Raw genomic sequence first — 21069 nt, 5'->3', positions numbered from 1 at the left:
GCTTCATGCGTGTGATTCAGTACATCGCCGCGATAGACCAGGGCACCACCTCCAGCCGCTGCATGATCTTCGACCACGACGGCGCCGTGGTGAGCGTCGCCCAGAAGGAGCACGAGCAGTTCTTTCCGCGCGCAGGCTGGGTGGAGCACGACCCGAGGCAGCTGTGGATCAACACCCGCGAGGTGGTGGCGTCCGCGCTCGCGAAGGCCGACCTCACCAAAACAGACATCGCCGCGATCGGCATCACCAATCAGCGCGAGACGGCGGTCGTGTGGGACCGGAACACGGGAGAACCCGTGTACAACGCCATCGTCTGGCAGGACACGCGCACCGACGAATTGTGCACGCGGCTCGGCGGCGACGAGGGCCCAGGCCGCTACCAGAAACGCACCGGCCTGCCGCTGTCGACGTATTTCTCGGGGCCGAAGGTCCGCTGGATCCTCGACAACGTCGACGGCGCCCGCGAGAAGGCGGAGGCGGGCGAACTCTGCTTCGGCACGATCGACAGCTGGATTCTGTGGCACATCACGGAGGGCACCCACGTGACGGATGTCACCAACGCGTCCCGCACGCTGCTCATGAATCTCGAGACCCTCGACTGGGATCCGGAGATCTGCGCCGATTTCGGCATCCCGATGTCGATGCTGCCGGAGATCCGCAGCTCGTCGGAGATCTACGGCGTCGGACGCGAACGGGGGACGCTGCCGGGCGTGCCCGTCGCGGGAATCCTCGGCGATCAGCAGGCCGCGACGTTCGGGCAGGCCTGCCTGTCGGAAGGCGAAGCGAAGAACACGTACGGGACGGGAAACTTCCTGCTGCTCAACACGGGGACCACTCCTGTGCACAGCAAGCACGGCCTCCTCACCACCGTCTGCTACAAGATCGGCGACGCACCGGCCGTCTACGCACTCGAGGGATCCGTGGCCGTCACCGGTTCGCTGGTGCAGTGGCTGCGCGACAACCTGGGAATCATCAGTTCGGCGAAGGATATCGAGGATCTGGCGAAGTCGGTCGACGACAACGGCGGCGCCTACTTCGTGCCCGCGTTCTCCGGGTTGTTCGCACCCCGCTGGCGGCCCGACGCCCGCGGGGCGATCGTCGGGCTCACCCGGTTCGTGAACAAGGGCCATCTCGCGAGGGCCGCCCTCGAGGCCACCGCGTACCAGACCCGCGAGGTGATCGAGGCGATGCGCGCCGATTCGGGCGTCGAACTCGCCTCCCTGAAGGTGGACGGCGGCATGGTCGTCAACGAGACCCTCATGCAGTTCCAGTCGGACATTCTCGCGGTACCCGTCATCCGGCCCGTCGTCAACGAGACGACCGCGCTGGGCGCCGCCTATGCCGCAGGTCTGGCCGTCGGCTTCTGGGAGAGCGAGGACGACATCCGCGCGAACTGGGCCGTCGACAAGACCTGGGAGCCCGGGATGGACGAGGCCGAGTCCACCCGGCTCTACGCCGAGTGGAACAAGGCGGTCGAGCGGACCTACGACTGGGCGTGAGCGGCGTACGCGTCGCCGAGCCGCGCCGCCGCGCCCGTCAGCACGTCTTCCGAACAGGTCGCGAAGCACAGCCGCAGAGCGCTCCGGTGCTCCGCGGCGACGCCGAACGCCGATCCGGGGACGAAGGCCACACCGTGCTCGACGGCGGTCTGCAGCAGCGCCGCGGTGTCCAGGTCCGGGTCGGCGAATTCGGTCCAGCAGAACATTCCACCCACGGCCGACGACACCCCGGCGCGGTCACCGAACGTGGAGGCGATCCCGGCGGCGAGTGCCCGGGCCCGGGACCCGTAGCGGGCGCGCAGCATCTCCAGGTGCAGGTCCAGCCACGGCTCGTCCGACAGCAGTCCGGCGGCGATCTGATGGGTCAGTGACGAACCGCAGAGGTCCGCACCCTGCTTGAGCAGTTCGACGGCCTCGCACACCCGCCGGTCGCCGTGCAGCCACCCGACCCGCAGCGCGGGTGCCAGGATCTTCGATGCGCTGGACAGCCGGATCACCCGGTCCGACAGGGCCGCGACGGGCGCGGGCGGCGGTCCGTCGAAGAAGAGTTCGCCGTACGGGTCGTCCTCGATCACCCAGAAGCCGTAGCGGTCGGCCAGCGCGGCGAGGTGCTCCCGGCGGCCGGCCGCCAGGACGACGCCGCGCGGGTTGTGGAAATTGCTCACCGTGTGGACGACGGTGGGCCGAAGCCCGGACTCGAGCATGCCCTGCAGGGCGGCGGTGTCCGTGCCGTCGGCGTCCAGCGGGACGGACCGGACGTCGGCCTCGGCGGCACGGAACACCTGCAGCGCTCCGGTGTAGGCGGGTTCTTCGACGATCACGACGTCGCCGGGGTCGAGCAGCACCTGCGCGAGCAGGCTCAGCGCCTGCTGCGAGCCATGGGTGACGACGACGTCGGCGGCGCCGAGCGGCCGGCCGATCCTGGCGCCCTCACGTGCGGCGAGCACGTCGCGGAGCCTTCGCAGCCCGGTGGTCTCGCCGTACTGGACGGACGCCGGGTCCGCGAGCGCGAGTTCGGCTTCCTTCCGGATCCGTTCCCGCGGAATGAATTCGGGGTCCGGCAGCCCGCCCGCGAGGCTGACCACGTCGGGCCGGGCAGTGAGGGTGAGAAGGTCACGGATGGCGGAGCTGTGCAGCCCCTCCATACGGCGGGCAAGTGTTTGCGGCATGTCGACTCCCAGGAGGCACGTCAAAAGCGGAGATCAGGTGAGGAACACCCTGTCCGTCCTGGGTCTGCGGGGCGGGAGAGCGCCGAGGCACGGCCGATGATTTCGGACCGTGCCTCGACTATCCCACCGAGGGAGCCACTATGTGAAATGTGATTCTCACATTTCGGGATCAGTCCAGGTCGTCGTGCCGCATCAGCTGCCGAGCCGCCTCGGTGATCGACCCCGTCAGCGACGGGTACACCGAGAACGTCGCGGCGAGATCGTTGACGGTGAGGTTGTTCTGCACGGCGATGGCGATGGGCAGGATCAGTTCCGACCCGTTGGGGGCCACCACCACGCCGCCGATCACCACACCGGTGGCCGGGCGGCAGAAGATCTTCACGAAACCGCGGCGCAGCCCGGACATCTTGGCGCGCGGGTTGGTGTTGAGCGGGAGCATGACGGTGCGGGCGGGCACCTCGCCGTCGTCGATCGCGGCCTGGCTGACGCCCACGGTCGCGATCTCGGGGCGCGTGAACACCGCCGACGCCACCGTCTTCAGCTTGATGGGGCTCACACCCTCACCGAGTGCGTGGTACATCGCGATGCGGCCCTGCATGGCGGCGACCGACGCCAGCGGCAGCAGACCTGTGCAGTCGCCCGCCGCGTAGATCCCCGACACCGGCGTCCGCGACACCCGGTCCACCCGCAGGTATCCACCCTTGTCGAGTTCGATGCCGACCTTCTCCAGCCCGAGATTCTGCGTGTTGGGAACCGAACCGACCGTCATCAGGGCGTGGCTGCCCTCGACGGTGCGGCCGTCCGCGAGGACGACGACGATGCCGTCCTCGGTGCGCTTCACGGCGTCGGCCCGGGCGTGCTTGACGAGGGTGACGCCACGTTCGGCGAGGACGTCCTCGAGGACGAGGGCGGCGTCGGCGTCCTCACCGGGCAGGACGCGGTCGCGGCTGGACACCAGGGTGACCTTCACACCCATCTCGGTGTAGGCGGACACGAACTCGGCGCCGGTCACACCGGAACCGACGACGACGAGGTGCGTCGGCAGCGCGTCGAGGTCGTAGAGGTCGCGCCACGTCAGGATGCGCTCGCCGTCCGGCTCCGCCCCGGGGATCACCCGGGGACTCGCCCCGGTGGCGATGAGGACGACGTCCGCGTCGAGCGTCTTCTTCTCGCCGTTCTCGAGGGTCGCACACACCTGATGCGACGCCATGCCGAGCCGCTGGTCGGTGAGCTCGGCGGTGCCCGACAGCAGTTCGACCCCCACCGTCTGCAGGCGGGTGCGGATGTCGGAGGACTGTGCCTGCGCGAGGCTCTTCACGCGGGCGTGGATCTGCGGCAGTGCGACCGTGGCCTGCTCGGGGTCGAGCGCAATCCCCAGGTCGGTGGCGCGCCGCATGTCGGTACGCACGCCGGTGGAGGCGATGAAGGTCTTGGACGGCACGCAGTCGAACAGAACGCAGGCGCCGCCCACCCCGTCCGAATCGATCAAGGAGACGGAGGCGCCGTGCTGTGCGGCCACCAGCGCTGCCTCGTATCCGGCAGGCCCGCCACCAATGATCACGATTCGGGTCATCTGTCCTCCAATTCAGCTGTCGACCGGGGTCTCCGGCCGGCTTTTCGACGATCGCAGCGCGTCGTGTCGTGCACTGCATGCAACAGATTACTAGCCACCGTTTAGGCTTGCCGCCGTGTCGATCTATGCCGCCTACGGGTCCAACATGCATCCCGAGCAGATGTTGCAGCGCTGCCCTCACTCGCCGATGGCGGGGACGGGCTGGCTGCACGGCTGGCGACTGACGTTCAGTGGAGGGGACATCGGCTGGGAGGGCGCACTCGCCACCGTGGTCGAGGACCCCGATTCCAAGGTGTTCGTCGTGCTCTACGACGTTCCCGAGGAGGACGAGGTCAGCCTCGACCGATGGGAGGGCTCCGAACTCGGCATCCACCGCAAGATCCGCGTGCGCGTGGACACCGTCGGCGAACCGGAACTCGCCTGGTTGTACGTGCTCGACGCGTACGAGGGCGGCCTGCCGTCGGCACGCTACCTCGGGGTGATGGCCGACGCCGCGGAGATCGCCGGTGCCCCCGCCGACTACGTGCGCGACCTGCGCACCCGCAACAGCCGTAACGTCGGGCCGGGCACCGAATAGGGACTGCGGGGCCTCAGCCCAGCACCAGGCTCGACAGCACCCGCACGCCGACGCCGAGCGCCCGCTCGTCCAGGTCGAACGTGGGCTGGTGGATGTCGAGTTGCTCGCCGACCCCCGACCAGACGCCGAGCCGGGCCATCGCGCCGGGAACCTCTTCGAGATACCAGGAGAAGTCCTCGCCGCCGCCCGACTGCGGCGTGTCGGCGAGGGCGTCCGGGCCGACGGTGCGGATCGCGTCCTCGAACATGCGCGTCGACACCTCGTCGTTGACGACGGGCGGGACTCCGCGGCGGTAGTTCAGCTGATACCGCACCCCGGTGGGCGCCAGGAGCCCGTGGACGATCTCCCGGACCAGCGGCTCGAGCATCTCCCACGTCTCGTGGTCGCCGGTCCGCACGGTGCCGGACATCATGCCGGTCTGCGGGATGGCGTTGGGGGCGCGGCCGGCGCTGACGGCGCCCCACACCATGACGGTGCCGGTGCGTGGGTCGATCCGCCTGCTGAGCATGCCCGGCAGTCCGGTCACGACGGTTCCCAGCGCGAACACGAGGTCGGTGGTCAGGTGCGGGCGCGACGTGTGGCCGCCCGGCGAGTCGAGCACGACCTCGATCGTGTCGGCCGCGGACGTGATCGCGCCGAGCCGCACCCCGACGCGCCCGGCCGCGAGCCGCGGATCGCAGTGGAGGGCGAAGATCCGCGACACGCCCTCGAGCCGTCCGGCCGCGACGACCTCCAGAGCACCGCCGGGCATGACCTCCTCGGCGGGCTGGAAGATCAGCCGGACGCCCACCGGCAGGTCGGGGATCTCGCTGAGGGCCAGGCCGGTTCCCAGCAGGATGGTGGTGTGCGCGTCGTGCCCGCACGCGTGCGACACGCCCGGCACCGTCGACGAGTACGTGGCGCCGGTGAGTTCCTGGAGCGGCAGGGCGTCCATGTCGGCGCGCAACGCGATGCGGGGACCGTCCGACGGCCCGAGATCGCACGTGAGCCCCGTTCCCCCGGGAAGCAGTTCGGGTGACAGTCCCGCCGCGGCGAGGCGGGTCGCCACGAATTCCGTCGTCGCGTACTCGTGTCGCGCGAGTTCGGGATTGGCGTGGATGTGCCGCCGCCACTGGGAGAGTTCGTCGGTGTGAGCGAGAATCCATTTGTCGACTGCCGCGTTCACCGGCGATCAACTCCTTCCAACAGCCGCACCCGCTGTGTGTCGTCCGTCGCAGCGCGAACTGCCGTGCGAGCCAGGGCAATCGCTCCGTCGATCACGGCAAGGTCGGCGGATTCGGTGATGCACGCCGCCGCGAACTGCGGCTGATGCGTCACCGCACCTCCGGAGTCGAGGCCGATGATCGGGTGAATTCCGGGCAGGACGTTGGTGACGTTGCCCATGTCGGTGCTGCCCAGCGGGCGGACGCCTTCCCATTCGAGCGGCAACGGCGTCCGTCCCATGTCGAGGATCTGCTCCCGGTACGTCGCCACCAGCCAGGGGTCCGGTGTCAGTTCCGTGTACGTCGGCGACACCGTGCGGATCTCGTGGGTGCACCCGGTGGCGAGTGCCCCGGCCGCGAAGCACGCTTCCGCGCGGGCCGACAGCTCGGACAGCGCCCACGCCGTCTCGGCACGCAGGTAGTACAGCATTTCGGAGCGGGCGGGAACGATGTTGGGCGCGGTGCCGCCGTCGGAGACGATGCCGTGGATCTGCTGTCCCGGCGAGAGATGTTGGCGCAGCAGGCCGATACCGACCTGGGCGACGGTCGCGGCGTCGGCGGCGTTGCGCCCGAACTCCGGCGCGGCCGACGCGTGCGCTTCGCGGCCGTTGAACGTGACCGCGATGTCGGCCAGCGCGAGCGAGGTCGCTCCCGTGATGTCGATCGGACCCGGGTGCACCATCAGGGCGGCCGCGACCCCGTCGAAGACACCCTTCTCGAGCATGGCGATCTTCCCGCCGCCGCTCTCCTCCGCGGGCGTCCCGATGACCCGCACCGTGATCCCGAGTCGTTCGGCCACCGTGGCGAGCGCGACTCCGGCGCCGACCGCGGACGCCGCGATGATGTTGTGGCCGCAGGCGTGCCCGATCTCCGGCAGCGCGTCGTATTCGGCGCAGATGCCGATGACGAGGTCGCCGCTGCCGAACGTGGCGTCGAACGCCGTCGGCAGGTCCGCGATGCCCGTGCGCACGTCGAACCCGCTGCGTTTGAGCAGTTCGGTGATCTTCGCGACGCTCCGGAACTCCTCGAAGGCGAGTTCCGGTTCGCTGTGGATCGAATGGGACAGCGCGATCAGATCGGTCTCGATTGACCTGACCGCCGCCTCGACATCCGCATTCACGTGCTCATTCTCTCACCCGAAGCTGAAGTTGCTCTTGTCCGTCGCCGCGGCGAGCGCGGCGAGGGCGTCGTGATGGATTCCGCGCTTGATCCCGGCCAGGTTGGCGCCACGGGTGGCGGTGAGCGCGGCGGCCCGTGTCACGGCGGCGGAGAGGACGGCCTCCCCCTGCTCGATCTGATCGACGATGCCCGCGGCGAGCGCGTCGGAACCGCCGAAACGGCGACCCGTCGTCATCGCCTCGACCGCGGTCTGCTTGGGCAGGCGCGTGTTCAGGAGCGCCGACATCCCCACGGTGAACGGCATGTTCAGCGACACCTCGGGAAGGCAGTAGAACCCGCGGTCGGCGCGCATCACCCGGAAGTCGTGCGAGGTGGCGAGCATCGCGCCGGCACCGAAAGCGTGCCCCTGGACGGCGGCGACGGTCGCCATCGGAAACGCGAGCAGGCGGCTGTAGATCGTGTGCACGCGGTCGAGATACTCGGGGAGCTTGTCCGTGTTGGCGAAGATCCACGTGGTGTCCAGACCGTTCGTGAAGAACTTGCCCGTCGCGGTCGTCACCAGCGCTGCGGGCCCCTCGGAGGCTTCGACCTCGTCCAGCGCGGCGTGGGTGGCGTCGATCCAATCCGGATGGAAGCGGTTCTCGTTGTCCGTCTCGCCCTCGTTGCCGAGGTACAGGATGAATACGTCGCCGTCGCGATCGAGATGGGGCATGAGTGGAAGACTATCGCCTCATGGGAACGCCAGACGCCGCGGCCGCCGCGCTCGCCGCGCACACGAACTGCGCAGAACACTCGATCGCCGTCGTCCTCGGATCGGGGTGGAATGCCGCCGCCGACCGGTTCGGCGAATCACTCTGCACTGTCCCGATGGCCGACCTGCCGGGGTTCACACCGCCGTCCGCCGCGGGACACGCCGGAACGATCCGGTCCGTGGAGGTGGGCGGCAAGCGGATCCTCGTCCTGCTCGGCCGCACCCACGCCTACGAGGGGCATCCCCTGTCGTCCGTCGTCCACCCGGTGCGGACGGCCGTCGCCGCCGGGGCGTCGACCGTCATCCTGACGAACGCCGCGGGGGGAATCCGCGAGGACTTCACCGTCGGACAGCCGGTGCTGATCAGCGATCACCTCAACCTCACGGCGCGGTCGCCACTCGTGGGCGCCGAGTTCGTGGACCTCGTCGACGCGTACGACCCCGAACTGCGGGCCCTCGCCCACGACATCGACGGATCGCTCACCGAAGGCGTCTACGCCGGTCTGCCCGGCCCGCACTACGAGACCCCGGCCGAGATCCGCATGCTGCGGACGTTGGGCGCCGACCTCGTCGGGATGTCCACCGTCCACGAGACGATCGCGGCGCGGGCGCTCGGCGCCCGGGTCCTCGGGATCTCGATGGTGACGAACCTCGCGGCAGGCATCACCGGCGAGCACCTGAACCACGAGGAGGTCCTCGCCGCGGGCCGGGCGTCCGCCGATCGTATGGGCGGGCTCCTGCGAGAACTGGTGGAGCGCTTGTGAACGATCCGATCTCGGACTGGATCGACGCCGATCCCGACCCCGTCACCCGGGCGGAACTCGCGAGCCTGCCCGCCGGCGAACTCGCCGACCGCTTCGCCGCGCCGCTGAGTTTCGGGACCGCGGGACTGCGCGGCCCGGTGCGGGCGGGCCCGAACGGCATGAACCTCGCCGTCGTGATCCGCACGACCGCCGGGCTGGGCGCGTGGCTGAAGGACCGCTGCCTGGGCGGCTCCACGGTCGTCGTCGGGCGCGACGCGCGGCACGGATCGGAGAAGTTCGCCGTCGCGGCCGCGGAAGTGCTGGCGGCTGCGGGATTCTCGGTCGTCCTGCTCCCCCGTCCCCTGCCCACACCGCTCGTCGCGTTCGCGGTCCGCCGCCTCCGGGCCGCGGCCGGCGTGCAGATCACCGCCTCCCACAATCCCGCCGCCGACAACGGATACAAGGTCTACCTCGACGGCGGCGCCCAGTTGATCTCGCCGTCCGACCGGGAGATCGAGGCGGCGATCGCCCGGATCGGGCGGGCGGATCTCGTGCCCCGGACGCCGGTGACCCCGGTGTCCGGGGAGCTCCTCGACCGCTACGTCGACCGGGTCGCGTCCCTGCCCCGGGGCGGGTCGCGATCCGTGCGGATCGCGCTCACCGCCATGCACGGCGTCGGCGGCGAGACCGCGCTCGCCGCACTGAAATCCGCCGGGTTCACCGACGTCCACACCGTCGCCGCGCAGTTCGACCCCGACCCGGACTTTCCGACCGTCGAGTTCCCCAATCCCGAGGAGCCGGGCGCCTCGGACGCCGTCCTCGCGCTCGCCGCGGACGTCGACGCCGACCTCGCGCTGGCCCTCGACCCCGACGCGGACCGGTGCGCGGTCGGGGTGCGCGGGCCGGACGGCTGGCGGATGCTCCGCGGAGACGAGACCGGTGTGCTGCTCGGCGACCACGTCCTCGCCTCCGCCCCCTCGGATCCACTCGTCGCGACGACGATCGTCTCGTCCGCACTCCTCGGGAAGCTCGCCGCGGCCCGCGGCGCCCGCTTCGCCCGCACCCTCACCGGGTTCAAGTGGCTCGTCCGGGCAGGCGAGGGTCTCGTCTACGCGTACGAGGAGGCGATCGGTCACTGCGTCGACCCGGAGTCGGTGCGCGACAAGGACGGTATCTCCGCGGCAGTGGTGGCCGCCGACCTCGCGGCGACCCTGCGGGCGGAGGGGGCGACACTCCTCGACCGGCTGGACGACTACGCGCTCGAATTCGGGCTGCACGCCGGAGACCAGGTGTCGCGCCGCGTCACCGATCTCACGGACATCACCGAGATGATGCGGCGGCTGCGGGCGGAGCTGCCGGCCGAACTGGCCGGCGAGCCCGTCGCGACCACCGATCTCGCGGAACTGCGCGGGCAGTCCCGCACCGACGCCGTCGTCCTCGCCGGGTCGACCGTCCGGGTGGTCGTGCGTCCCTCCGGGACCGAACCCAAGCTCAAGTGCTACCTGGAGGTGGTCGTCCCGGTGCCGGATCGGTCGGCGCTACCCGCGGCGCGTAAGACGGCCGAGACGCGGTTGGACCTGTTGCGCGAGTTCGCCGAAGCCCTGTAGCCGGGGCGTCAGCGCGGTCCGAACTGCCGGTCGCCGGCGTCGCCGAGGCCGGGAACGATGAACGCGTCCCCGTTCAGTCCCTCGTCGACCGCCGCGGTGACCAGTCGCACGGGATGACCGGACGCGGTGAGGGCCGCGACGCCTTCGGGCGCCGCGACGACGCACACGGCGGTGACGTCCGTGGCGCCGCGGGCGACGAGCAGGTCGATCGTGTGCACCATCGAACCGCCGGTGGCCAGCATCGGGTCGAGGACATAGACCGGGATACCGGACAGGTCCGCGGGAAGCGACTCGAGATACGGCACCGGCAGATGCGTGTCCTCGTCGCGGGCCATGCCGACGAAACCGACTCGCGCCTGCGGGATCAGGCTGCTGGCCTGCTCGACCATGCCCAGCCCCGCGCGCAGGACCGGGACGAGCAGCGGCGGATGGCTCAGCCGCACCCCGTCGGTGGTCGCGATGGGCGTGACCACGTCGAACGTCTCGACCGGAGCCTCGCGCATCGCCTCGTACACCAGCATGTGGGTCAGCCTTCGCAGGGCCGCGCGGAATGTCGCATTGTCGCTGCGCGCATCGCGCATCGTGGTCAGGAGGACCGCTGCGAGCGGGTGGTCGACGACGTGCGTGTTCATGCTCGAAGAATAAGCGGGCGCGCGTCGAGATTTCGCAGGAGCGCCATTCTCGGCGGATCGGGGGTGGAACCGATCACCTGTCCCCCGCGTCCAATATGGTGACCGGTATCAAATCCGACTGGGGGGATGACGATGAACGACTTGAGGGCGGATACCGCGAGTATCGCCGAGTTCGCGGCCACGGCCGCGACCATGTCCGTGGAGATGCAGGCCGCGGGTCTCGGGGCCGCCGCCGCGGGACCGCTGCTGCTCGGTCCGGTCTTCGGGGTGATCGGCGGCGACTTCGTGGCCGCCTTCGCCACCGCGCACGCCGCGCACCTGGCCTCCATCGAGAAGCTGTCCGGCGTACTCGGCGGAATCAGCGCGACTGCGCTCGCGAATGCCGCCGCGTACGAGGGCACCGAGCTGGCCACGACGGCCGCGCTCGCCGCGGACGCGGTCGGGCTGGAGGCCTGACCGTGATCCCCATCGACCTCCTCACCCGCCCGATCCTCGATCTGCTCGGGGCGTTCGGCAGCGGAGTCCTTCCGGCGGGCGGTCCCGCCGACGCCCTGCGCGCGTCCTCGGTCGCCATCGACGCGGTGCACGGCACCGGCCGTGCCGGCATCAGCTCGATCTACGGCGACTGGCAGGGCAGGGGCGGCACCGGTGCGATCGTGAAGACCGAGGAAGCGCAGCGCGCGACGGTCGCGGTCTCCGATCGCGGCAACGACATGGCGGCCGTCGTCGCCGAAGCCTCCGAGTTCGTCCGGGCCGGAATGCTGCAGTTGCAGGACATCCTGCAGTCGTTCATCTCCCTCGCGGTCGCGGCCGGACCCGCCCTGGCCACCCCGCCCGGTCAGGCGATGATCGTCGCAGCGGCACTCGACCACCTCGGCCGGGCCACCGCGGTCGTCGCGAAGGTGCGGGCCGAACTCGCCGAGCAGACCGGGAAGATGGTCACCCTCACCCCGGCCGAAAACGTCCCGTCCGCACCCGCCGCCACCGCACCCGCGAGCACGACCGCGGCGAGCACGGCGCCCGCCTCCGCCGCCCCCGTCGCGCCCGTGGGCTCGGACGCGGTGAGCCGTGCGGCGTCCGGGTTCGCGAGTTCCTCGGGGACGTCGCCGATGTCGGGCCTGACGAGCATCTCCGCCCCGGCCGCGCACTCGTCGGGCGGGCGCGCGGCGGGCGGGTCCCGGGCGGATTCGCTCACCGGCAGATCGGGAGGCACCGGTCACGGGCCGTCCGCCCCGGACCCCGCCCACGGCGGCGAGGGCGTCGAGGTGGTCCTGCCCGACGGCAGCACCGCCGTCGCCCCCAACAAGGAGGCGGCCGACGCCGTGCGCAACGCGCTGTCGCAGCAGGGTGTCCCGTACGTCTGGGGCGGGACGTCGCCCGGCGAGGGCCTCGATTGCAGCGGGCTGACGCAGTGGGCGTACGGCGAAGCGGGCGTCGGTCTTCCGCGCCTGGCGCAGGAGCAGAACGTCGGCACCGCCGTCGACCCGGGCGACCTGATGCCCGGCGACCTCGCCGTGTGGGACGGGCACGTGGCGATGGTGATCGGCAACGGTCAACTCGTCGAGGCCGGTGATCCCGTGCAGGTCGGTCCGATCCGAACCAGCAACAGCGGCATGGGCTTCTACGGCTTCTACCGACCCACGGAATGACAGGAATCATGTTTCCCCCCACCCCGCCCCCGGCCGGCACGACGGCCGCAGTCAGCAATCGCTCCGGCACCGTCTCGGTCCGCACGACCGAGCAGGGCCTGCCGCTCGACCTCCGCATCGATCCGCGCGAACTCCGGTACGGTGGCCAGCGGCTCGCGGACGAGATCCTGACACTCTGCAGGCGCTCGGCGATGGAGGCCGGGGCGCGCCGACGCGACGAACTCGCCCGGGACGGCATGCCCGCCGAGATCCTCGACAAGCTCGGTCTGCCCACGCGCGCCGACGTCGCCGCCGCGCAGGCGATCGAGGACGAGGAAGAACCCACCCCGACGAGCTGGATGCGACCGCTGTGAGCGAACACGACATGGATGCGATCGTCGGGCGGGCCACCGAACAGGTGAATCTGCTCGAGGAGGCCCTCGCCGGGTTGCAGTCGATCACGGCGCGGGCGTCGAGCGAGTCCGACCAGGTGACGGCCGAGGTCGACGGGAACGGCACGCTGACCGGTCTGTGGATGGACGACTCCATCTCGAGCCTCGACGCCCGCACCCTCGCGGCGATGATCACCAGCACCACCCAGGAGGCGGCCCGGCTCGCCACCGAACAGCGCACCCGGGTCATGACGGCGCTGCAGGACGGGTTCGGGAAGGTGTGACCCTCGGCCGGCGGAGTCGGGGACGGTCGGGCCGACGACGTCGGGCCGCGGCGACGGGTACCGGAAACGGTCCGCACACAGCCCGGGTATAACTTTGGCCGCGGGGTCGATAGGCTTCGCGCCATGGCTGGAGACATCGTCCCGATCGAACTCGGTCTCACCGACGGCGACCTCGTGACACTGTGGGCACCACGGTGGCGTGAAGGCGACGACGAGTGGGAAGCATTCCTTGGTCACGAGGAAGACCTGTACGGGTTCGAATCAGTGGCAGAACTCGCTGCCTTCATCCGCACGAATACCGACAACGATCTCGTCGAGCACCCCGCCTGGGGCGTGGTGTCCGGGCTCTCCGCCGCCGAGCTCGAGCCCGACGAGAACTTCTGCTTCGATCTGATCGGTGTGCCCGAGCTGGCGGCGAGCGACCCCGAGGCTCTCGTCGTGAGCGAACTCGAAGACACGCTCAACATGGTGCGCAATATCGGCGAGGTCTGCGAACTCGACGCGGTCACCAAGTTCTTCAACGCGAACCCCATTCTCGGTGCGCTCCCCGCAGGCGCCAGCGCCTTCGAGGGACGCGAGGGCGAGGAACTGTGGGCGCAGATCGGGACCGCGATCGCGAAGGGCTGGGACGACGTCCTCGATGCCGTCGACAACATCGTCGCCACCCCCGAGGTGGACGCCGAGGCGGTGGCCGTGGCCGAGGCCGAACTGGTGGCGGCCGACGAGAACACCGTCGACGTGGACGACGTCGCGGAGGAGGCCGAGGAGGACGAGGAGTTCGTCGCACTCGACCTGGGGACCGAGGACGACGAGGAGGACGACTCGTTCTGGGGTGCGGTGGGTGTCGACCCAGTCAAGATCATCACGTCCGGGGAGACGTACTTCACGCTCCGGTGCTACCTCGACGACGACGCGATCTTCCTCGGCCGTGACGGCGCGATCTTCGTGTTCACGTCCGAACGGGCACTGGCCCGGTACCTCGCCGACAACCACGAGCACGCCCTCGCGCAGGTCAGCACGTACGAGGAGATCCAGGTCGCGGCCGTCGACGGGTCGCTCGAGGTCGAGGTCACCGACGAGAATGTGTACGTCCTGCCCGGTCTCGCCGACGACCTGGCCGCCGGCCCGGAGGCCGTCGACGCGGACCAGCTGGACCTTGCGGTCGAATTGTTCACCGATGCAGCCGATTTCGCTGACGACGATTCGGTGGAAACCGCACTCGCCTCGTCCGAGCCGCTGGGCTGGTACGTCTCGTTCGTCCTCAACCCGGACCCGACGCGGATGGCGCCGAGCGCGCCCTTCGACGCCGAGGCCGAGGCGTGGCGGACGCTCGAGCGGGAGTTCGAGGCCCGCCTGCGGAAGGTCTGAGCGCCCGCCCTACGGGGCTCACCCCACCAGTACCGCGAATCCCGGCTTGATCACCTCGTCGATCAGCTGCAGCCGCTGATCGAACGGAATGAAGGCCGACTTCATCGCGTTGATGGTGTACCGCTCGAGATCCGTCCAGCCGTAGCCGAACGTCTCGACGAGGCGGAGCATCTCCTGGCTCATGCTGGTGTCGCTCATCAGCCGGTTGTCGGTGTTGACGGTGACCCGGAACCGCAGCCGGGCGAGCAGGTCGAACGGATGGTTCTCGAGCGCGTCCACGGCGCCGGTCTGGACGTTGGAGCTGGGACACAGTTCGAGGGGAATCCTCTTGTCCCGCACATAGTTCGCCAGCTTGCCGAGCACCGGGACACCGTCGGCGCCGATCGTGATGTCGTCGGTGATCCGGACTCCGTGACCGAGGCGGTCCGTGCCGCAGAACGCGATGGCCTCGTGAATGGACGGCAGACCGAACGCCTCACCCGCGTGAATGGTGAAGTGCGCATTGCTGCCCCGCATGTACTCGAAGGCGTCGAGGTGGCGGCTCGGCGGGTTGCCCGCCTCGGCGCCTGCGATGTCGAATCCGACGACGCCGCGGTCCCGGAACCGGACGGCCAGTTCCGCGATCTCCCGCGACCGCGCCGCGTGCCGCATCGCGGTGAGCAGGACGCCGATCCGGATGTTCTGGCCGCGCACCTCGGCCGCGGACTCCCCGGCCTCGAATCCGAGCAGGACCTGCTCCACGACCTCGTCCAGGGTCAGGCCCTCTTCGAGGTGCTGCTCCGGGGCGAACCGGACCTCGGCGTAGACCACGCCGTCGTCGGCGAGGTCTTCGGCGCATTCACGGGCGACGCGTTCGAGCCCGACGGGTGTCTGCATGACGGCGACGGTGTGGGCGAACGTCTCGAGGTACCGCTCGAGCGAACCGCTGTCCGCGGCCTCCCGGAACCACGTGGCGAGCGCGGGCGCGGTGTCGGCGGGCAGCGCGTCGTAGCCGCAGTCACGGGCGAGTTCGAGAACCGTCTCGGGCCGGAGACCTCCGTCGAGATGATCGTGCAGCAACACCTTCGGCGCTCGGCGCAGGGCCGACAGATCCAGTGCGGTCATGGGACGACGTTAGCGCGAGGGATCCTCGATCCGCTCGATGACGAGCGGTGTGGTCACCGGCGGCGCGTCGGCCACGACGGTCCAGGCTTCGGAAAGTGCGGCTTTCGCCGCGGCGAACCGTTCGGGCGTGTCGGTGTGCAGCGTGACGAGCGGGGTGCCCACCGACACCGTCTCCCCCGGCTTCGCGTGCAGTTCGATGCCGGCCCCCGCCTGCACCGGCTCGCCCTGCCGCGCGCGGCCCGCGCCGAGTCGCCAGGCGGCGAGCCCGACGGCCATGGCGTCGAGACCGCACACCACACCGTCCGACTCGGAGAGCAGCACCTCGGTGTGCCGGGCCGTCGGCAGCGGGGCGTAGGGGTCGCCGCCCTGGGCGGCGATCATCCTCCGCCAGCGGTCCATGGCGGACCCGTCCCGCAGCTTGTCGGCCGGGTCGACGCCGTCGATTCCGGCTGCCTTCAACATTTCTCGCGCGAGCGCGAGCGTCAGTTCCACGACGTCGGACGGGCCGCCCCCGGCGAGCACCTCCAGCGATTCCCGCACCTCCAGCGCATTGCCCGCGGTGTGACCGAGTGGCGCGTCCATCGCCGTGAGCACCGCCATCGTCCGCACCCCGGCGTCGCTCCCCAGGTCGACCATCGTCTGGGCCAACTCGCGTGCATCGTCGAGCTTCTTCATGAACGCGCCCGAGCCGACCTTCACGTCGAGGACCAGCGCGCCGGTGCCCTCGGCGATCTTCTTGCTCATGATCGAGCTCGCGATCAGGGGAATCGACTCGACGGTCCCGGTGACGTCCCGCAGTGCGTACAACCGCCGGTCCGCCGGGGCCAGGTCCGAGCCCGCGGCGCACACGACGGCGCCGACCTCGGGGTCGGACAGGATCTCGGCCATCTCCGACGTGTCGAGGTCGGCGCGCCACCCCGGGATCGACTCGAGCTTGTCGAGAGTGCCACCGGTGTGGCCCAGGCCGCGACCCGACAGCTGCGGCACGGCGGCGCCGCACGCGGCGACCAGCGGCGCGAGGGGAAGCGTGATCTTGTCGCCCACACCACCCGTCGAATGCTTGTCCACGGTGGGGCGGCCGAGGTGTGTGAAGTCGAGACGGTGACCGGACGAGATCATCGCCGTGGTCCAGCGGCTCACCTCCCCGCGCGTCATCCCGCGGAAGAAGATCGCCATCGCCAGAGCCGACATCTGCTCGTCGGCCACGACGCCCCGGGTGAATGCCTCCACCACCCAGTCGATCTCTGCACCGGACAATTCTCGGCCGTCCCGCTTGGCGGCGATGATCGACGACGCGTCATGCATGGCTGATTCTTCCCTTCTCCTCCGGACCGAACGCGTCCGGCAGCAGCTGTTCCAGTGGGCGCACGCCGGCCCGGTGGTCGACGAGCAGTCCGGGGCCGCCGTGCTCGAAGAGAATCTGCCGGCAGCGTCCGCACGGCATGAGTATGTCGCCACTCGCGTCACAGCAGGTGAAGGCGATTAATCGCCCGCCGCCGCTCGCAAACAAGTTACCGACCAGTACACACTCGGCGCAGAGCCCCAACCCGTATGAGACATTTTCCACATTGCATCCGACGACGATTCGCCCATCGTCCACCAGCGCCGCCGATCCCACCGCGAACCCGGAGTAGGGCGCGTAGGCCCTCCCCATCACCTCATGCGCGTTGGTGCGCAACAGTTTCCAATCGATCTCGACCATGGTTACCCATCCAATCACGGTGGCTGAATGGATGCAGAGAATCGCCCGGGACGGCCCGATCCGTATTGGAGAGGCAAACCTAAGTTCATTTGCAGGGGCGGTACGAACCCCGACTCGAATTAGTTCCCCCGTTTCCGTTGGGTTTAGAGTTCAGAGAAGTCGGTTCAGGATCACGTCGGGTCCCCAGTTGTGGTATGTCCGCAACGCTGCGCAGACTCGACACGTCCACCAATGACGTTGGAGGCACAGCACTCGATGAGTACTACGACTGAAGCCGCTCCGGCCAAGGAGCGCACACGGTCGCTTTACCGGGGCGACCCCGGAATGTGGTCCTGGGTATTGCACCGGATCACAGGCGTGATGACGTTCTTCTTCCTATTCGTGCACGTGCTGGATACCGCGCTGGTGCGTGTGAATCCCGACACGTACGACAGTGTCATCGAGACCTACAAGAACCCGATCGTCGGGCTCATGGAGCTCGCTCTCGTCGCCGCGGTGCTGTACCACGCACTGAACGGCGTCCGGGTGATGCTGGTGGACTTCTGGTCCAAGGGACCGCAGTACCAGCGCCTGATGCTCTGGGTAATCCTCGCGATCTGGTTCCTGGTGATGATCCCGGGCGCAGGCCGCATCTTCTACAACATGTTTGCGGGGCACTGACATGACGACAGAAGCCAAGAGTCTCGGCAAGACCTACGACCGTCCCGCCAGCCTGGACAATCCGCGCTCTCCGCGCCGGACCTCGAAGAACAACTTCGAGCTGTACGCCTGGCTGTTCATGCGGTTCTCCGGTCTCGCACTGATCTTCCTGGTGCTCGGCCACCTCTTCATCATGCTGATGCTCGACGACGGCGTGCACCGCATCAACTTCGCGTTCGTCGCGGGCCGCTGGTCCAGCCCGTTCTGGCAGTTCTGGGACCTCACCATGCTGTGGCTTGCCCAGCTGCACGGCGGAAACGGACTCCGCACGGTCATCGCGGACTACTCCCGCAAGGACTCCACGCGCTTCTGGCTGACCACGATCCTCGTTCTCTCGATGATCCTGATCATGGGCCTCGGCACGTACGTCATCTTCACCTTCGACCCCAATATCTCGGCGAGCTAGGGGAGCACAGACTTCATGCAGGAACACCGTTATGACGTGGTCATCGTCGGTGCCGGCGGCGCCGGCATGCGCGCAGCGATCGAGGCCGGTCCCCGCGCCCGCACCGCCGTACTGACCAAGCTCTACCCCACCCGCAGCCACACCGGCGCGGCCCAGGGCGGCATGTGCGCCGCGCTGGCGAACGTGGAGGAAGACAACTGGGAGTGGCACACCTTCGACACGGTCAAGGGCGGCGACTACCTCGCCGACCAGGACGCCGTCGAGATCATGGCCAAGGAGGCCATCGACGCGGTGCTCGACCTCGAGAAGATGGGTCTGCCGTTCAACCGCACGCCCGAGGGCAAGATCGACCAGCGTCGTTTCGGTGGTCACACCCGCGATCACGGTAAGGCCCCCGTGCGCCGCGCATGTTATGCCGCGGACCGCACCGGTCACATGATCCTGCAGACGCTCTACCAGAACTGCGTCAAGCACGACGTCGAGTTCTTCAACGAGTTCTACGCTCTCGACATCGCGATCACCGAGACGGAGAACGGCCCGGTCGCGACCGGCGTCATCGCCTACGAGCTGGCCACCGGCGAGATCCACGTCTTCCACGCGAAGTCCATCGTGTTCGCCACCGGCGGCTCGGGACGCATGTACAAGACGACGTCCAACGCACACACCCTCACCGGTGACGGCATGGGCATCATCTTCCGCAAGGGCCTCCCGCTGGAGGACATGGAGTTCCACCAGTTCCATCCCACAGGCCTGGCCGGGCTCGGCATCCTCATCTCCGAGGCCGTGCGCGGTGAGGGCGGCATCCTCCGCAACGCCGACGGCGAGCGGTTCATGGAGCGCTACGCCCCCACCATCAAGGACCTCGCACCCCGTGACATCGTCGCGCGGTCGATGGTGCTCGAGGTCCTCGAGGGACGCGGCGCGGGACCGAACAAGGACTACGTCTACATCGACGTGACCCACATCCCCGAGGAAGTCCTCGACGAGAAGCTCCCCGACATCATGGAGTTCTCCCGCACCTACCTCGGTGTGGACCCGGTCAAGGAACCCGTGCCGGTGTACCCCACCTGCCACTACGTCATGGGCGGCATCCCCACCAGGATCAACGGTGAGGTCCTCCGCAACAACGACGAGATCGTCCAGGGCCTGTACGCCGCCGGCGAGTGCGCCTGCGTGTCCGTCCACGGCGCGAACCGTCTCGGCACCAACTCGCTGCTCGACATCAACGTCTTCGGACGCCGCGCCGGCATCGCCGCCGCCGAGCACGCCAACAACAGCGAGTTCGTCGCCCTGCCGGAGTCGCCCGAGAAGATGGTCGACGAGTGGATGGCCACCATCCTGTCGGACCACGGCCACGAGCGGGTCGCGGACATCCGCACCGAGCTGCAGCAGTCGATGGACAACAACGCTTCGGTGTTCCGCACGGAGGAGCGTCTCACCCAGGCGCTCAAGGACGTGCGCGCGCTGAAGGAGCGCTACAACCACATCACGGTGCAGGACAAGGGCAAGCGCTACAACAGCGACCTGCTCGAGGCCGTCGAGCTCGGCTTCCTCCTCGAAATGGCGGAGGTCACCGTCGTCGGCGCGCTGAACCGCAAGGAATCGCGCGGCGGCCACGCCCGCGAGGACTTCCCGGACCGCAACGACGCCGAGTACATGAAGCACACGATGGCATACAAGGAGGGCGACGGCCTGCTCTCCGACATCCGTCTCGACTACAAGCCGGTAGTCCAGACCCGTTACGAGCCGATGGAGCGTAAGTACTGATGAGCGCACCTGCAGTCGACAAGAGCGAGAACAAGTCGGACCTCCCTCCCGTTCCCGAGGGCGCCGTCATGGTCACCCTCAAGATCGCGCGGATGAACCCGGAGTCCGGCGAGGGCCAGCACTGGGACAGCTTCCAGGTTCCGGCGCTGCCGACGGACCGCATGCTGAACCTGCTCCTGTACGTGAAGGGCTACCTCGACGGCACCCTGACGTTCCGCCGCAGCTGCGCCCACGGCGTGTGCGGTTCGGACGCGATGCGGATCAACGGCGTCAACCGTCTGGCCTGCAAGCTCCTCATGAAGGACATGCTCCCCAAGGACGGCAAGCCGGTCACGATCACCGTCGAGCCCATCAAGGGCCTGCCGGTCGAGAAGGACCTCGTCGTCGACATGGAGCCCTTCTTCGACGCGTTCCGCGCCGTGAAGCCGTTCCTCATCACCACCGGCAACGAGCCCACCCGTGAGCGCATCCAGTCGCAGCACGACCGGGCTCGTTTCGACGACACCACCAAGTGCATTCTGTGCGCTTGCTGCACCACGTCGTGCCCGGTGTACTGGAGCGACGGCAGCTACTTCGGCCCCGCTGCCATCGTCAACGCCCACCGCTTCATCTTCGACAGCCGTGACGAGGGTGCGTCGGAGCGTCTCGACATCCTCAACGACAAGGACGGCGTCTGGCGTTGCCGGACCACGTTCAACTGCACCGACGCGTGCCCCCGCGGCATCCAGGTGACGAAGGCGATCCAGGAAGTCAAGCGCGCGCTGCTGTTCGCACGCTGACGCCAGGTCTGCCGAGCACGTTCCAGGGCGCCCCCGACCACACCCGGTCGGGGGCGCCCTGCGTCGTG

General features: G+C 69.1%; 22 protein-coding genes. 13 read left to right on the top strand and 9 right to left on the bottom strand.

Annotation, left to right across the window (positions count from 1 at the left end; translation table 11 throughout):
* Positions 1 to 5 precede the first annotated feature (5 nt).
* Complete coding sequence (gene glpK / locus ROP_RS31410; RefSeq protein ID WP_015890028.1) at positions 6 to 1499, top strand: glycerol kinase GlpK; 1494 nt, start codon at positions 6 to 8, stop codon at positions 1497 to 1499.
* Here glpK and ROP_RS31405 read toward each other — a convergent pair.
* Together ROP_RS31405 and ROP_RS31400 are read right to left on the bottom strand one after the other, a co-directional pair.
* Positions 1484 to 2668: a PLP-dependent aminotransferase family protein gene (locus ROP_RS31405; protein WP_015890027.1), complete on the bottom strand. Its 1185-nt coding sequence runs from the start codon at positions 2666 to 2668 to the stop codon at positions 1484 to 1486. The two genes, glpK and ROP_RS31405, sit on opposite strands and share 16 nt — an antisense overlap.
* 169 nt (positions 2669 to 2837) lie before the next feature.
* Positions 2838 to 4241 (bottom strand): NAD(P)H-quinone dehydrogenase, encoded by a 1404-nt coding sequence (locus ROP_RS31400; protein WP_015890026.1) that lies wholly within the window; start codon positions 4239 to 4241, stop codon positions 2838 to 2840.
* Between the two features lie 115 nt (positions 4242 to 4356).
* Here ROP_RS31400 and ROP_RS31395 point away from each other — a divergent pair, with 115 nt between their 5' ends.
* Positions 4357 to 4818 (top strand): gamma-glutamylcyclotransferase, encoded by a 462-nt coding sequence (locus ROP_RS31395; protein WP_015890025.1) that lies wholly within the window; start codon positions 4357 to 4359, stop codon positions 4816 to 4818.
* Between the two features lie 13 nt (positions 4819 to 4831).
* On the opposite strand, the gene ROP_RS31390 is transcribed toward ROP_RS31395, so the two are convergent.
* The 3 genes from ROP_RS31390 to ROP_RS31380 are packed head-to-tail and all read right to left on the bottom strand — an operon-like array spanning position 4832 to position 7851.
* Positions 4832 to 5983, bottom strand: a complete 1152-nt coding sequence (locus tag ROP_RS31390) for a M20 family metallopeptidase (RefSeq protein WP_015890024.1) — start codon at positions 5981 to 5983, stop codon at positions 4832 to 4834.
* Entirely contained in the window at positions 5980 to 7140 is a 1161-nt protein-coding gene (locus ROP_RS31385) for a M20 family metallopeptidase (RefSeq protein WP_015890023.1), read from the bottom strand. The genes ROP_RS31390 and ROP_RS31385 overlap by 4 nt, the downstream gene beginning before the upstream one ends.
* 12 nt (positions 7141 to 7152) lie before the next feature.
* On the bottom strand, positions 7153 to 7851 hold the full coding sequence (locus ROP_RS31380; RefSeq protein WP_015890022.1) for an enoyl-CoA hydratase/isomerase family protein: 699 nt from the start codon (positions 7849 to 7851) through the stop codon (positions 7153 to 7155).
* Between the two features lie 20 nt (positions 7852 to 7871).
* Here ROP_RS31380 and ROP_RS31375 point away from each other — a divergent pair, with 20 nt between their 5' ends.
* Together ROP_RS31375 and ROP_RS31370 are read left to right on the top strand one after the other, a co-directional pair.
* Entirely contained in the window at positions 7872 to 8654 is a 783-nt protein-coding gene (locus tag ROP_RS31375) for a purine-nucleoside phosphorylase (protein ID WP_015890021.1), read from the top strand.
* Positions 8651 to 10240: a phospho-sugar mutase gene (locus ROP_RS31370; RefSeq protein WP_015890020.1), complete on the top strand. Its 1590-nt coding sequence runs from the start codon at positions 8651 to 8653 to the stop codon at positions 10238 to 10240. Before ROP_RS31375 ends, ROP_RS31370 begins: the two co-directional genes overlap by 4 nt.
* An 8-nt stretch (positions 10241 to 10248) precedes the next feature.
* Here ROP_RS31370 and upp read toward each other — a convergent pair whose 3' ends face one another.
* Positions 10249 to 10872, bottom strand: a complete 624-nt coding sequence (upp, locus tag ROP_RS31365) for a uracil phosphoribosyltransferase (protein WP_015890019.1) — start codon at positions 10870 to 10872, stop codon at positions 10249 to 10251.
* 132 nt (positions 10873 to 11004) lie between these two features.
* Here upp and ROP_RS31360 point away from each other — a divergent pair, with 132 nt between their 5' ends.
* From ROP_RS31360 to ROP_RS31340, 5 genes are all read left to right on the top strand, one after another.
* Positions 11005 to 11328, top strand: coding sequence for a type VII secretion target (locus ROP_RS31360; RefSeq protein ID WP_015890018.1), 324 nt, complete (start codon positions 11005 to 11007; stop codon positions 11326 to 11328).
* A 2-nt stretch (positions 11329 to 11330) separates the two neighbouring features.
* Entirely contained in the window at positions 11331 to 12521 is a 1191-nt protein-coding gene (locus tag ROP_RS31355; protein WP_015890017.1) for a C40 family peptidase, read from the top strand.
* A gap of 8 nt (positions 12522 to 12529) precedes the next feature.
* On the top strand, positions 12530 to 12874 hold the full coding sequence (locus ROP_RS31350) for a hypothetical protein (protein ID WP_015890016.1): 345 nt from the start codon (positions 12530 to 12532) through the stop codon (positions 12872 to 12874).
* Positions 12871 to 13176: a YbaB/EbfC family nucleoid-associated protein gene (locus ROP_RS31345; RefSeq protein WP_015890015.1), complete on the top strand. Its 306-nt coding sequence runs from the start codon at positions 12871 to 12873 to the stop codon at positions 13174 to 13176. Before ROP_RS31350 ends, ROP_RS31345 begins: the two co-directional genes overlap by 4 nt.
* Before the next feature lie 123 nt (positions 13177 to 13299).
* Positions 13300 to 14544 carry a hypothetical protein gene (locus ROP_RS31340; RefSeq protein WP_015890014.1) on the top strand — a complete coding sequence of 415 codons (1245 nt, stop codon included), beginning with the start codon at positions 13300 to 13302 and terminating at the stop codon, positions 14542 to 14544.
* Positions 14545 to 14562: 18 nt separating this feature from the next.
* Here ROP_RS31340 and ROP_RS31335 read toward each other — a convergent pair whose 3' ends face one another.
* The 3 genes from ROP_RS31335 to ROP_RS31325 are packed head-to-tail and all read right to left on the bottom strand — an operon-like array spanning position 14563 to position 17350.
* Entirely contained in the window at positions 14563 to 15648 is a 1086-nt protein-coding gene (locus ROP_RS31335) for an adenosine deaminase (protein ID WP_015890013.1), read from the bottom strand.
* 9 nt (positions 15649 to 15657) lie between these two features.
* Entirely contained in the window at positions 15658 to 16953 is a 1296-nt protein-coding gene (locus tag ROP_RS31330) for a thymidine phosphorylase (protein WP_015890012.1), read from the bottom strand.
* Positions 16946 to 17350: a cytidine deaminase gene (locus ROP_RS31325; RefSeq protein ID WP_015890011.1), complete on the bottom strand. Its 405-nt coding sequence runs from the start codon at positions 17348 to 17350 to the stop codon at positions 16946 to 16948. The genes ROP_RS31330 and ROP_RS31325 overlap by 8 nt, the downstream gene beginning before the upstream one ends.
* A gap of 255 nt (positions 17351 to 17605) precedes the next feature.
* On the opposite strand from ROP_RS31325, the gene sdhC reads away from it, so the two are divergent.
* From sdhC to ROP_RS31305, 4 genes are read left to right on the top strand one after another with little or no spacing between them, the layout of a single operon-like run.
* Positions 17606 to 18010: a succinate dehydrogenase, cytochrome b556 subunit gene (gene sdhC / locus ROP_RS31320; RefSeq protein WP_005239889.1), complete on the top strand. Its 405-nt coding sequence runs from the start codon at positions 17606 to 17608 to the stop codon at positions 18008 to 18010.
* Position 18011: 1 nt separating this feature from the next.
* On the top strand, positions 18012 to 18455 hold the full coding sequence (locus ROP_RS31315) for a succinate dehydrogenase hydrophobic membrane anchor subunit (protein ID WP_005239887.1): 444 nt from the start codon (positions 18012 to 18014) through the stop codon (positions 18453 to 18455).
* Positions 18456 to 18470: 15 nt separating this feature from the next.
* Positions 18471 to 20222 (top strand): succinate dehydrogenase flavoprotein subunit, encoded by a 1752-nt coding sequence (gene sdhA, locus ROP_RS31310; RefSeq protein ID WP_015890009.1) that lies wholly within the window; start codon positions 18471 to 18473, stop codon positions 20220 to 20222.
* Positions 20222 to 21001, top strand: a complete 780-nt coding sequence (locus ROP_RS31305; protein WP_005256985.1) for a succinate dehydrogenase iron-sulfur subunit — start codon at positions 20222 to 20224, stop codon at positions 20999 to 21001. The genes sdhA and ROP_RS31305 overlap by 1 nt, the downstream gene beginning before the upstream one ends.
* Positions 21002 to 21069 lie beyond the last annotated feature (68 nt).

This window comes from Rhodococcus opacus B4 (assembly GCF_000010805.1).
Lineage (GTDB): Bacteria > Actinomycetota > Actinomycetes > Mycobacteriales > Mycobacteriaceae > Rhodococcus_F > Rhodococcus_F opacus_C.
This window is presented reverse-complemented; position numbering and strand designations above follow the sequence as displayed.

Bases quoted from the DNA above. Each gene is read 5' to 3' on its own strand.
- ROP_RS31350 (WP_015890016.1), top strand. From the start codon at position 12,530: ATGTTTCCCCCCACCCCGCCCCCGGCCGGCACGACGGCCGCAGTCAGC.
- glpK (WP_015890028.1), top strand. From the start codon at position 6: ATGCGTGTGATTCAGTACATCGCCGCGATAGACCAGGGCACCACCTCC.
- ROP_RS31400 (WP_015890026.1), bottom strand. From the start codon at position 4,241: ATGACCCGAATCGTGATCATTGGTGGCGGGCCTGCCGGATACGAGGCA.
- ROP_RS31380 (WP_015890022.1), bottom strand. From the start codon at position 7,851: ATGCCCCATCTCGATCGCGACGGCGACGTATTCATCCTGTACCTCGGC.
- sdhA (WP_015890009.1), top strand. From the start codon at position 18,471: ATGCAGGAACACCGTTATGACGTGGTCATCGTCGGTGCCGGCGGCGCC.
- ROP_RS31335 (WP_015890013.1), bottom strand. From the start codon at position 15,648: ATGACCGCACTGGATCTGTCGGCCCTGCGCCGAGCGCCGAAGGTGTTG.
- ROP_RS31375 (WP_015890021.1), top strand. From the start codon at position 7,872: ATGGGAACGCCAGACGCCGCGGCCGCCGCGCTCGCCGCGCACACGAAC.
- ROP_RS31340 (WP_015890014.1), top strand. From the start codon at position 13,300: ATGGCTGGAGACATCGTCCCGATCGAACTCGGTCTCACCGACGGCGAC.
- upp (WP_015890019.1), bottom strand. From the start codon at position 10,872: ATGAACACGCACGTCGTCGACCACCCGCTCGCAGCGGTCCTCCTGACC.
- ROP_RS31305 (WP_005256985.1), top strand. From the start codon at position 20,222: ATGAGCGCACCTGCAGTCGACAAGAGCGAGAACAAGTCGGACCTCCCT.
- ROP_RS31325 (WP_015890011.1), bottom strand. From the start codon at position 17,350: ATGGTCGAGATCGATTGGAAACTGTTGCGCACCAACGCGCATGAGGTG.
- sdhC (WP_005239889.1), top strand. From the start codon at position 17,606: ATGAGTACTACGACTGAAGCCGCTCCGGCCAAGGAGCGCACACGGTCG.
- ROP_RS31360 (WP_015890018.1), top strand. From the start codon at position 11,005: ATGAACGACTTGAGGGCGGATACCGCGAGTATCGCCGAGTTCGCGGCC.
- ROP_RS31330 (WP_015890012.1), bottom strand. From the start codon at position 16,953: ATGCATGACGCGTCGTCGATCATCGCCGCCAAGCGGGACGGCCGAGAA.
- ROP_RS31405 (WP_015890027.1), bottom strand. From the start codon at position 2,668: ATGCCGCAAACACTTGCCCGCCGTATGGAGGGGCTGCACAGCTCCGCC.
- ROP_RS31315 (WP_005239887.1), top strand. From the start codon at position 18,012: ATGACGACAGAAGCCAAGAGTCTCGGCAAGACCTACGACCGTCCCGCC.